A 12,612-nucleotide genomic window follows, 5' to 3' on the forward strand; every position below is an offset into this window, starting at 1 on the left:
AAGAAAAAATCTGCTCCGTTTCTATAAAAAAACGAGCAGATTCTTTAATTTATTTTATTAGTCTAATGCCTCTACATATTGTTTTAACATTTCCACATTCATTGGCCCTTTAATAGCACGTTGAATATATCCATTGGAGTCAATAAAGTAAGTTGTAGGAATCGTTAAGATTTGATAGTCTTCGCCGGCTGAGTTTTTTGGGTCAAGTAAAATAGGAAATGTTAAATCGAAGCTATCTCTAAACGTCATTACAGAATCTACTTTTGCGTCATCTGTAATATCTCGTTCAGCCTGTGTTAAATTGACAGCTATTATTTCTACATTATCTTTTTTTGCATATTGTTCATAATAATTTTGCATATGTGGCATTTCTGCCTTACACGGTGGACACCATGTTGCCCAAAAGTTTAACACTACTTTTTTTCCACGAAGCTCACTCAATGTCACATCCTTACCATCCAAACTTGTTAAAGTAAAATCCGGTGGCGTATCTCCATTTTTCAAACCAATCTTTCGCTCATCCATTTCTTTTCCTAGAGAAGTTGTTTCAATTTCACGATCTTTATCAATTTGCTGTTTTACATATGTACCAATCATCGCGGCTACTAGTAACACGACGATAAGAAGCCCAATATTTTTTTTCATTCCTTACCTCCCATTAATTTATACTTTCTTTTAATTAATTTCATTTATATACGTCTAGCACGTTGAATCACTATACCTAATATAAGTAATATGACGCTCACACCTACAGCCGGTTGCCATAAACCATGTGGCTGAAAAAGGGCAACAATTATAAGACCAATCGTATATAAAATTAAAGCCCGATTGGTAGTTGTTATTTTCCATAATATGAAGACTGTTAGTGTACTTAGCACAAGTAAAGTTATCACTTCGCTAGTGGTTTGGTTATCATTTAGTAACACTACAAGCCATTGATAGATCGATTGCGTTAATATGATTGCCCAGCTATAGGCAGCAATCCCAGATGCGTCAAACTGAATTTTTTGCCGCTTCCACCAGAGCTGTAGCGATACTGCCATTACCCCTAAAAAAACACCAATAGTTCCACCATTAAAATAAAGGAGCGCAAATGGTTGAGCGATAACAGCTTTAAAATCAGTGACAATTACGCTAAATTTCCAAACGACAATGAAGGTAAAGACTGCGTCACCATATACCCCCGCCCACTTCTTCGGAAATTGCACCCGTAAAACTAGCCATGCAATAAAAAAGGCCACAAGAAGAGCGACAGCTGTAGCTGGTAATGTTAGTGCCCGAATAGAGTACCATTCTGTATTATTCATCTAATAAATCCTCCAGATAGTTACAGCATAGCATATAATCTTTATATGAAATGTCATTTCACACTGTGTTCAAAAAATCTCCCTGAAACATGCAAAGATAGACTCTTATAAACAATTCTATCGAAATACCCATATAGGTATTCATACTACAAATATATTACATAAAATGATGGCATACTAGGAAAAAGTCTTCCAAATAATTCATCGGCTAAAAAAATTCATGTTCCAGGTTCTAGAGATGAGTATATTATGATACTTTCTTAAATGTTATTCAGACCGCTCCTACATTCATGAACTTAATGAGGTTCTATCCACCTTTTCGATGATTCTATCCATCACTTCGCAGGTTCTATCCACCGTTCCGATGATTCTATCCATCACTTTGCCTTTTTTATATGCCTTTATTATTACAACATTTCGCGCTGACCGCTTGCCAATCTTCCTCTATTTATTGACATAAAGTAATCTTGACTAAATATTTTTTTCGGCAGAAGGTCGAACTTTCGCTTTCATCTTAATGTGTCGGTACCCAATCAATATTATAAAAGCTTAATGGAAATAAAAAAAAGCTATACATTAGCGGAATCCTAATGTATAGCTTTCTATAATTTTATACTGGAATATATTTTAATGGATTTACACTACCGACTGCTTGTCCACGCCAAGCGCCAATATGCACTTCGAAGTGTAAGTGCGGTCCTGTTACACGTCCAGTCATACCCATTGTTGCAATTTGCTGACCTTGGGATACCTCTGAACCCACACTAACATTGAAAGAATTTAAGTGTGCATACACTGTCGTATAAATTTGCCCGTCGATGGAATGTGTAATGATGACAACATTACCATACGTGCTAAGTGGTGCGGCATAGGCAACAACACCGTCAGCAGCCGCCCAAATTGGAGTACCTGTACTATTTGCAAGATCGACTCCATAGTGGAATTCTGGACCTGCACCAATATTACGCCAGCCATAAGGTGATGTTAAACGACCATTTGTTGGCTTAATCCATGTACCATTCGATTGTGGGGCATCGACTGTTGTAGATCCAGATCCAGATCCGCCACCACTATTGCTTGTATTAGCTGCTTTGGCTGCGGCAGCAGCGGCTGCCTTACGTTTTGCTTCTTGTTGACGAGCAATTTCAGCTAATCGATTTTGTTCATGGATGATTTTTTGTTGTAATTCCTCACTAACTTCAAGTGCCTCAGAATACTCTTTCTCAAGTAATACTTTTTCTGATTTTAGCTTTTCTTGTTCTTTTTCTAATTGATCAATTAATTTGTTTTTCTCAGCTTTTTGTCCATCCAATGATGCTTTTAAACGATCAAGCTCAGCTTTTTTATCTTCAAGCTTTTGACGTTTACTTTCTAAGACTTGCTTTTGTTCTTCTAATTTTTGCTTGTCCTCTTTTTGATCCTGGATAATTTGTCGATCCGCTTCAAGTAATGCATTAACAGCTGAGAATCGATCGATAAAATCTACGAAGCTATTAGAACTAAGTAGCACGTCTAAATAGCTAACGGAACCACCCGCCTGAATGGCACGAGCACGATCCTCTAACAATAGATCACGCTCTTCAATTTTGTGCATAAGTTTTGCTATGTCATCTTTTAAAGACTTTATTTCTGCATTTGTAGATTGAATTTCTGCTCTTACATTATTGATATTGCTATTCGTTTTATCAATTTCAGCATTTAATGTTTGAATTTGATCTATTATTTTTTGTTGCTTGTTTTCATTTGCATTAATAGCATTTGATTTATTTTTGATGGATGAATTTAAGCCATCCTTCTTTAATTCAACTTGTTTTTTTTCATCTTTTAAATCCGATAAATTAGTTGCATACGCTGATGGAGTTTGGATAAAAAGAAATAGTGCAGATGCTGCAGCAAGTGTTTTCAATGAGTTTTTCGCCATACTTTTCACCGGTTGAACTCCTTTTCGACTATTATTTTGGTTTGATTATCATTCTGCTAACAGAAGCCTAACGAAATCTAGATCTTTAAAAACTTACGCACTGACATGAAACTTCCCCAAATACCAATTAGTACACCGATGAGTAATATTAGACCGCTTACTTGGTACACAAGAGGTGAGAAATCAAGTACTTGAACAAGTTCGCCTTTTAATCGAGGCGCAATAATTTTATATACATTGTGGTAAAGGGTTGCGATGACCGCAATCGGAATTATAGATCCTAAAATTCCGAGCCACATTCCTTCTAGTACAAACGGGATACGCACGAATGAATTCGTTGCTCCAACAAGTTTCATAATTTCTATTTCATCACGACGTGCAATGATAGTAATTCGAATCGTATTAGAAATTAAGAAAATCGCTGTAAATAATAATCCTAAAATAAGCACTATCCCTACGTTTCGGCTAGTATTTAAGAAATTAAATAGTTTTTCTACTTTGCCTTCACCATACATAACGTCATATGTATAATTAAATTTATCAATATTTTTAGCAACAGTAGCTGTTTGCTGAGGATCAGAAGCCTTCACATAAATAACATTACGTAATGGATTACTTTGCTCAAATAGTTTGAAATCGTCCCCAAAATCTTTTACTAATTTCGTTAATTCATTTTCCTTTGTCGAATAGTTCATCTCTTCGATACCTGGTAAATTCTTTATTTTTTCCATGAGCGCTTTTTCAGCAGCTTTATCTGCTGTTTCATCGATTAACACTTTAATTTCAACATCGTTCTCTAAATCAGATGCTACTTTATTTAAGTTCATCATAATAAGCGCGAAGACACCTACTAATATTAATGTAACTGTAACTGCACTTACTGAGGCAATAGTCATCCAGCTATTACGGCCAAGAGACTTTACACTTTCTCTGAAGTGACGTTTTACTGTATTAAACTTCATAGCCGTAGTCACCTCCGTGCTCATCACGGACAATCATTCCGCCTTCAATTGCAATTACTCGACGACGAATCGTATTTACGATTTCACGGTTATGGGTTGCCATCACAATAGTTGTACCTCTTGCATTAATTTCTTCGAATAAATTCATAATGTCCCAAGATGTCTCTGGGTCAAGATTCCCTGTAGGTTCATCCGCAATAACGACCTTCGGCACATTCACAATAGATCGTGCAATCGAAACACGCTGCTGTTCGCCACCTGAAAGTTCATTAGGGAACATTCTTGCCTTTTGCTTTAGTCCCACGAGCTCTAGAACCTCCATTACCCGACGGCGAATTTCAATTGGGTCTTCCTCGATTACCTCTAGTGCAAACGCTACATTTTCATAAACACTTAAACGGGGTAACAGTTTGAAGTCTTGGAAAACAACACCGATTTGACGGCGTAGAAAAGGTACTTTTTTATTTTTTAATTCTGCTAAATTTATGCCATTAACAGTGATTTCTCCAGAAGTAGCTTTCTCCTCGCGGTACATTAATTTAATGAAAGTTGATTTACCTGCACCACTTGGACCTACAACATAGACAAATTCACCTTGCTTTATGTTAACGGAAATCCCATTTGTCGCAACAACGCCATTTGGGTACTTCTTTGTCACATTTTTCATTTCTATCATAATTAGACCACCTAATTCTCTTACTTTGTAAGAGGTATTTCATTCTCTATTATAACACTCTATTTCTCCCTTTTTTATTACAGTTTCATTTCATTCCGTGGTAGTTCCTGTTATTTCGTTATTTGATTGCCATAAAGATATCATAAACTCGACATATAAGAGAACAGAAATCGAGCCAAATAGCGGAAAGTCGATTTTTGCTTTTCTTCTTTTTTTAAACAGTAAAAAAGCATTCAAGCTATGCTGTTTTGCATAGCCTGAATGCTTTTTGTTAGGTTAAACTTGCTGTTCGTCAGTTGTTGTATAGCGTACTAAAACTGCACCTGTTTTTGACTCACCTTCGATAAATAGACGATTAGCATTCTCTACTTCTTTATCAAAACGTACTACTTTTGATAAAAATTGATCCTGTGATTCTAATTTTGAGGCGTCTTGAATACCAACATCCACTTTACCAAAATTCGTTACAATTTTACCACTTAACGATATTGTACGTGGCACATACAATTCAACAGCTCCTGCTACTGTTTGTGCTTTGATTTTCGACGAATTAGTAGAACAAGTTGTGACAACAACATGTCCATTAACCGATTTTGCTTCAACTTCATCCAATGCGCCATCTAAATAAACACGACCATTCAATGTTTCAGCTTCTAAATCTTTACCACGAACATTTGTTAATTCAATGGAACCATTAGAAGAATCTACTTCTGCCTTTCCAAAGTTAAACTTTGAGCCTTTAATCGCACCGTTTAATGTTTTTACTTTTAATTGCTCAAAATCCGTATCTTGTAAAGTAACACTACCGTTCATTAAACGTACTGATAATTTTTCTAATTTATCCTTTGGAACAAGTACTTTAACATTTACTTGAACAAGCTTAAGTTGACTTAAAATTCGTAGTGAATCTCCATCTTCATCGACAACGAATTGCATTAGGAAATTAGCGCGCGTTTCTTCCTCACTATCATTAACAAGTGGTGCCTTTACTTTGCAAATGACTTGGAAGCTATCTCCTTCAGCAGATTCTAATGAAAAGTTGCCATTTGGTAATTCTGCAATTATTTTATCTATATGTTCAGCTGCTACTTCTTCCGTATGTGTAAACTCGAATTTATCACCAAATGGAGAAGACACATCAAATTCTTTGACCTTTTTTACTGCCGTATTCATCATATCCATAAAGAGTGAACCAATTTGTGAAATATCTTTACGGAAGTCTCGCATTTCTTCTTGGAAGTATTTAGAGACATCTTCATCTTTTTGCGGTTGTTGATCCTGTTGACTTTTATCTTTATATACTGACTCTTTTTCTGTTGAAGAATTATGGTCCTCATTTACCACATCATTCATAACATTTTGAGTGGACTTAGTAGGTTGTTCTAATGCTTCTAATAATGTAATCGCCTCTTGCGCTGAAATTGTTCCTCTTTCCACAAGTTCTAAAATTCGTTGACGTTCATTTTGCATAATTAAAATAGCCTCCCTCAGTTCGTTATATTATTTATACGATTCATATTGTGAAAAGTTTCACCAAAAAAGAAAATAATGGGTATATATCTTTTTTAGGCTCATTACCAATAGCGTGGGGTTGATTTCCGTTCCGGCTGAGCGCTTTGTTGCTGCCGCTACGTTAACACTACGCTTTCGCACAGAGCAAAGCTTCCTGGGGGCGTCCGATGAGCCGCTTCACTCGCTCTGCTCGCTCCAGGGTCTCATCTGTGACGCTAATCCCCAAGGAGTCGCCCACCCTCCACTCCAATCAACATATCCACATGACATACGCTTTAACGTACTATCATCCAACTTTTGAATTTTATCGAAACACTTTTAAGTATTATCGCCCAACTTTTGAATTTTATCGATAAACCTTCGACTTTTATCACCCAACTTCCGATTTTTATCGACATCTGCCTTCGTGCATACAAAAAAAGTTCGCAACTCCCCTTATGGAGTTTGCGAACTTTTTATAATTATTGAGAAGCCTTTGCTAATACAGCTTCCATACGCATGCGATCTCTTGTTAATATCGGTTTTAAATATTTTCCTGTATAAGAGCCACTTACTTCAGCGACTTCTTCTGGTGTACCTGTTGCAACAATAGTACCACCTTTGTCTCCACCTTCAGGCCCTAAATCGATAATGTAGTCAGCTGTTTTGATGACATCTAAATTATGTTCGATTACTAGTACGGAATCGCCATTTTCTACAAGGCGCTGTAAAACAACGAGTAAACGTGCAATATCATGTGCGTGTAAGCCCGTTGTAGGCTCATCTAAAATATAGAATGATTTACCTGTTGAACGACGGTGTAATTCAGAGGCTAATTTTACACGCTGTGCCTCACCACCAGATAAAGTTGTAGCTGGTTGGCCTAATTTCATATAGCCTAATCCTACATCCACGATCGTTTGTAGCTTACGTTGGATTTTTGGAATATTTTCGAAGAACACTACTGCGTTTTCAATCGTCATATCTAAAATATCTGCAATGCTCTTATCTTTATATTTCACTTCAAGTGTTTCACGGTTATAACGCTTTCCATGGCAGACTTCACATGGCACGTAAACATCTGGTAGGAAGTGCATTTCAATTTTTATAATACCGTCACCACGACAAGCCTCACAGCGGCCTCCCTTAACGTTGAAGCTGAAGCGACCTTTTTTATAGCCACGTACCTTCGCTTCATTTGTAGTTGCAAAAACATCTCGAATATCATCAAAAACACCTGTATACGTTGCAGGATTAGAGCGAGGTGTACGACCGATTGGTGATTGGTCAATATCAATTACCTTTTCGAGCTCATCAATCCCCGTTACTTCTTTATGTTCGCCCGGCTTCACTTTTGAACGATTAAGCTTTTGAGCTAATGACTTATATAAAATTTCATTAATAAGTGTTGATTTACCTGACCCCGAAACACCTGTTACAGCAACGAATAAGCCAAGTGGTACATCAACCTTCACATTTCTAAGATTATTTTCCTTTGCACCTTTGATCGATAATTTACGCCCATTCGGTTTACGGCGCTCAATTGGCAATGGAATAAACTTCTTACCACTTAAATATTGCCCCGTTAAAGACTTTTCATTGTCCATTACTTCCTGCGGTGTTCCCGCCGCTACAATTTGACCACCGTGCACACCTGCACCAGGACCAACATCAATGAGATAATCAGCCGCCAGCATTGTATCTTCATCGTGCTCGACAACAATTAACGTATTGCCAATATCACGCATATTTTGCAGTGTACTAATAAGACGGTCATTATCACGTTGGTGTAAGCCGATTGATGGCTCGTCTAAAATATAGAGGACACCCGTTAAACGCGAGCCGATTTGTGTCGCAAGGCGAATTCGTTGAGCTTCTCCCCCTGAAAGTGTTCCTGCTGCTCGACTTAACGTTAAATAATCTAACCCTACATTGACAAGGAACCCAAGTCGTTCTTCAATTTCACGTAACACAAGTCGAGCAATTTTCATATCCTTTTCTGATAAATCTAGCTCTTTGAAAAATGTATCAGCTTCCTGAATCGAATACTGTGTAACTTCACCAATATGCTTATCTGCTAGTTTTACAGCTAATGTTTCAGGCTTTAAGCGATAACCTTTACAAGATGGACATGCTTGCTGCGCCATATATTTTTCCATTTGCTCACGCACGTAATCAGACGTTGTCTCCTTAAAACGGCGCTCCACATTGCGTACAACACCTTCGAATTCAATCATTTGATCTCGCACATTGCCAAACTCATTTTCATAATGGAAGTGGATTTTATCTTTACCTGAACCGTATAAAATTTTATCCATCTTCTCTTTCGGAATATCCTTTACTGGGACGTCCATCGGGATATCATAATGATCGCACACAGCCTTTAATAATTGTGGGTAATATTGAGAGCTTGTTGGTTCCCATGGTGCTATAGCATGCTCTAATAAACTACGGTCCCAATCTGGTACTACTAAATCAAGATCTACCTCTTGGGTCGAGCCTAATCCATCACAGCTAGGACAAGCTCCAAATGGACTATTGAATGAAAACATGCGTGGCTCGAGCTCACCGATTGAAAATCCACATAATGGACAAGCATGATGCTCACTAAATAATAATTCTTCATGCTCCATCACATCGACAAGTACACGCCCATCTGCCAAACGTAACGCTGTCTCTAAAGAATCACTAAGACGTGCCGCGACACCTTCCTTCATCACAACACGATCGATGACTACTTCTATTGAATGTTTTTTGTTTTTATCAAGTTCAATCGCATCATCTAAATCACGTAGCTCATCGTCGATACGTACACGAACGAAGCCTTGCTTTTTTAAATCTTCCAGTAGCTTTACGTGCGTTCCTTTACGCCCGGATACCATCGGAGCAAGTAACTGCATTTTCGTTCTTTCTGGATAAGTTAATAAACGATCGACCATCTGCTCAATCGTTTGGGAAGTAATTTCAATACCATGATTCGGACAAATAGGCTTACCGATACGCGCATAGAGCAATCGTAAATAATCATAGATTTCCGTTACTGTCCCAACTGTAGAACGCGGGTTACGGCTCGTCGTTTTTTGATCGATTGAAATAGCAGGAGATAATCCCTCTATTGCATCGACATCTGGTTTATCCATTTGACCAAGGAATTGACGGGCATAGGCTGAAAGGGATTCTACATAACGACGCTGCCCCTCGGCATAAATCGTATCGAACGCTAATGATGATTTCCCTGAGCCCGATAAACCCGTTAGCACGACTAATTGATCGCGTGGAATTGTGACATTGATATTTTTTAAATTATGAGCTCGTGCGCCTTGCACGACTATTTCAGTATTTTTCACAAGCCATTCACCCTTCTAACTTCAATTCAAATATTGTATCGCGCAGCTCAGCAGCACGTTCGAAATCGAGTGCTTTTGCTGCTTCCTTCATTTCTACTTCTAGAGTAGCAAGTAACTGCTCTCTTTCCGCCTTCGTCAGCTTCTTACCTTTTGTTGCCTTCGTTACATAGGATTCTTCTTCCTCTGCAACCTGTGTCGCACGAATAACATCAGGAATTTTCTTCACAATCGTTTTCGGTGTAATGCCATGCTCTTCGTTATACGCCATTTGCAGTGTTCGACGACGCTTTGTTTCTTCAATCGCCTTTTTCATCGAATCCGTCATATTATCTGCGTACATAATGACATGACCATTAGCATTACGAGCAGCACGTCCAATTGTTTGAATGAGTGAACGCTCTGAACGTAAAAACCCTTCCTTGTCAGCATCTAAAATCGCCACAAGGGAAACCTCAGGAATATCTAGTCCTTCTCGCAATAAGTTAATGCCGATTAGAACATCGTAAGTACCTTTACGCAGCTCGCGAATAATTTCAATTCGCTCTAGCGTCTTAATCTCTGAATGCAAGTACTCCACCTTTAAGCCCATTTCTTTCAAATAAGCCGATAAATCCTCTGACATTTTTTTCGTCAATGTTGTAACTAGGACTCGTTCATCACGGGCAATACGACCTTGAATCTCATCGATTAAATCATCAATTTGCCCTTCAATAGGACGTACGTCAATTTGTGGATCAAGCAGCCCTGTTGGACGAATAATTTGCTGCACCATTTCCGGAGAATGTTCAAGCTCATATGGGCCAGGTGTTGCTGATACATAAATAGCTTGATGCATATGTTTCTCAAATTCTTCAAAACGTAAAGGGCGGTTATCTAGTGCTGATGGCAAACGGAATCCATGCTCGACTAGTACACCTTTACGTGCTTGGTCACCGTTATACATCCCTCGAACTTGTGGCAAAGTAACGTGACTTTCATCGACAACAAGTAAAAAATCATCAGGGAAATAGTCAAGTAGCGTATACGGAGTTGCCCCCGCTTCACGCAATGTTAAATGACGCGAATAGTTTTCGATACCTGAGCAAAAGCCCATTTCACGCATCATTTCTAAATCGTAGCGAGTACGTTGCTCTAGACGCTGTGCCTCTAATAATTTATCCTCTGCACGTAAAAGAGCTAAACGCTCCTCCAACTCTTTTTCAATATTCTCAATGGCCTTTAGCATTTTTTCTTCTCGTGTAACGAAGTGGGATGCTGGGAAAATAGCTACATGATCACGATCCGCTAATATTTCACCAGTTAACGCATCCACCTCGCGAATTCGATCGATCTCGTCCCCGAAAAACTCCACGCGGATACAATGCTCATCACGAGAAGCAGGGAATATTTCCACTACATCGCCACGTACCCGGAACGTCCCACGTGTAAAACTCACATCATTTCGTTCATACTGTACATCGACTAGCTTTCGAAGCAATTGATTACGTTCAATTTCCATTCCAGTCCGCACTGACACGACCATTTCACGATATTCTTCTGGAGAACCTAGACCATATATACAGGACACGGATGCAATAATAATGACATCATCACGCTCGAATAATGCAGATGTTGCAGAGTGACGCAACTTATCAATTTCATCATTAATGCTTGAATCTTTTTCGATATAAGTATCCGTCTGCGGTACATATGCCTCTGGCTGGAAGTAATCATAGTAGCTGACAAAGTATTCAACTGCATTATTAGGGAAGAACTCTTTAAACTCACTATATAATTGACCCGCCAATGTTTTATTGTGTGCCATAATAAGTGTCGGTTTTTTTACCTGTTTAATGACATTAGAAATCGTAAACGTTTTTCCTGTTCCGGTTGCACCGAGCAACGTTTGATGACGTTTACCGGCACGTACACCCTCCACTAATTCCGCAATTGCCTGTGGCTGATCTCCACCAGGTGTATATGGCGCTTGTAAATCAAATGTTTGCATACATGTCCCCGCCCTTTCCTACCAATTTGATACATATATTTTAGCATAGCGCTATTAAAATTTCGAACATTTAACGAACGAATGTTTGTAAATATTTTTTCATTTGCTCTATTTGAGATGAATTCGACAGAACGTATGTACTATAGCAATTAATAGAAACATCTCTATCAATAGATTACCCTTTCCAAATGTTAGCTAATCGAGATGGGAAAATGTAAATACATGACCTTTGCAGGAATTTCATTGTTTGGTGATGGATTGCTCATCGAAATAGGGTCTAATAAAGAGCAGATTTTAGGGAGATTTGATTAAGTAAGGGGAGGATCGCTCAGGTTGATTGAAGAAATGATCAGGTTGTTTGGAGATATGATCAGCTTAGTTTGAAAACTGATCAAGTAGATTGAATATCTGATTAGATTACCATTCGAGGTATCCAAATAAAATAGCAAAAAAATCCCACCCTCCAATAACAGAGGGCGGGTTCGTCATATTATTTACTTGCGTCTTGGTGTAAAGCTACTAGTTCGGTTGCGTATAGATGAAATGCCTTTTCATCTTTTTCGTCGAGTGCTCTATCTATCAGAACCATGAGCTGCTCTTCACGATGCTTACGCTGGATATGATTTAAAAATAAATCTAAATAAATCTCGTTTAATAATTTCTCTGCCTCATCAACTTTCTTTGACTGACCAACGGCTTTTAGAAAATCTGTATACGAATAATATTTATCCAACGATCTCACCTCGATCCTTTTCTAAATTATAAGAAAATTAAAATTAAAATGCAATGCTTACGAACTGAAAATCACTTCGATTTACTATTAATCTCATGCAATTTCAAGCAATTCCTCTATGCAATTGCTTGATACATCAATGGTTTTCTTCTTTTATTTATATTTTCTGAATTTGAATTTGTGTTCTA

Annotated in this window: 9 protein-coding genes; all 9 read right to left on the reverse strand. The window is 38.1% G+C overall.

Going from position 1 to position 12,612, the window contains the following annotated elements:
- Nucleotides 1-57: 57 nt before the first annotated feature.
- The gene (locus JNUCC51_RS08075; protein WP_337991552.1) at nt 58-645 is read right to left on the reverse strand and encodes a redoxin domain-containing protein; all 588 of its coding nucleotides are present in this window, start codon (nt 643-645) and stop codon (nt 58-60) included.
- A 44-nt stretch (nt 646-689) separates the two neighbouring features.
- Nucleotides 690-1,307, reverse strand: coding sequence for a hypothetical protein (locus tag JNUCC51_RS08080; protein ID WP_337991553.1), 618 nt, complete (start codon nt 1,305-1,307; stop codon nt 690-692).
- A 610-nt stretch (nt 1,308-1,917) separates the two neighbouring features.
- On the reverse strand, nt 1,918-3,237 hold the full coding sequence (locus JNUCC51_RS08085; protein WP_337991554.1) for a murein hydrolase activator EnvC family protein: 1,320 nt from the start codon (nt 3,235-3,237) through the stop codon (nt 1,918-1,920).
- A 68-nt stretch (nt 3,238-3,305) separates the two neighbouring features.
- Nucleotides 3,306-4,190 carry a permease-like cell division protein FtsX gene (gene ftsX, locus JNUCC51_RS08090; protein WP_337991555.1) on the reverse strand — a complete coding sequence of 295 codons (885 nt, stop codon included), beginning with the start codon at nt 4,188-4,190 and terminating at the stop codon, nt 3,306-3,308.
- Nucleotides 4,180-4,866: a cell division ATP-binding protein FtsE gene (gene ftsE, locus JNUCC51_RS08095; protein ID WP_337991556.1), complete on the reverse strand. Its 687-nt coding sequence runs from the start codon at nt 4,864-4,866 to the stop codon at nt 4,180-4,182. Before ftsE ends, ftsX begins: the two co-directional genes overlap by 11 nt.
- Nucleotides 4,867-5,142: 276 nt before the next feature.
- Nucleotides 5,143-6,336 carry a DUF4097 family beta strand repeat-containing protein gene (locus JNUCC51_RS08100; RefSeq protein ID WP_337991557.1) on the reverse strand — a complete coding sequence of 398 codons (1,194 nt, stop codon included), beginning with the start codon at nt 6,334-6,336 and terminating at the stop codon, nt 5,143-5,145.
- A 503-nt stretch (nt 6,337-6,839) separates the two neighbouring features.
- On the reverse strand, nt 6,840-9,704 hold the full coding sequence (uvrA, locus tag JNUCC51_RS08105) for an excinuclease ABC subunit UvrA (protein WP_337991558.1): 2,865 nt from the start codon (nt 9,702-9,704) through the stop codon (nt 6,840-6,842).
- A gap of 7 nt (nt 9,705-9,711) precedes the next feature.
- Entirely contained in the window at nt 9,712-11,691 is a 1,980-nt protein-coding gene (gene uvrB / locus JNUCC51_RS08110; protein ID WP_337991559.1) for an excinuclease ABC subunit UvrB, read from the reverse strand.
- A gap of 490 nt (nt 11,692-12,181) precedes the next feature.
- Nucleotides 12,182-12,424 carry an IDEAL domain-containing protein gene (locus JNUCC51_RS08115; RefSeq protein WP_337991560.1) on the reverse strand — a complete coding sequence of 81 codons (243 nt, stop codon included), beginning with the start codon at nt 12,422-12,424 and terminating at the stop codon, nt 12,182-12,184.
- Nucleotides 12,425-12,612 lie beyond the last annotated feature (188 nt).

It is taken from the genome of Lysinibacillus sp. JNUCC 51 (genome assembly GCF_015999525.1).
GTDB lineage: Bacteria > Bacillota > Bacilli > Bacillales_A > Planococcaceae > Lysinibacillus > Lysinibacillus xylanilyticus.

Bases quoted from the DNA above. Each gene is read 5' to 3' on its own strand.
- JNUCC51_RS08075 (WP_337991552.1), bottom strand. From the start codon at position 645: ATGAAAAAAAATATTGGGCTTCTTATCGTCGTGTTACTAGTAGCCGCG.
- ftsE (WP_337991556.1), bottom strand. From the start codon at position 4,866: ATGATAGAAATGAAAAATGTGACAAAGAAGTACCCAAATGGCGTTGTT.
- uvrB (WP_337991559.1), bottom strand. From the start codon at position 11,691: ATGCAAACATTTGATTTACAAGCGCCATATACACCTGGTGGAGATCAG.
- JNUCC51_RS08080 (WP_337991553.1), bottom strand. From the start codon at position 1,307: ATGAATAATACAGAATGGTACTCTATTCGGGCACTAACATTACCAGCT.
- ftsX (WP_337991555.1), bottom strand. From the start codon at position 4,190: ATGAAGTTTAATACAGTAAAACGTCACTTCAGAGAAAGTGTAAAGTCT.
- JNUCC51_RS08100 (WP_337991557.1), bottom strand. From the start codon at position 6,336: ATGCAAAATGAACGTCAACGAATTTTAGAACTTGTGGAAAGAGGAACA.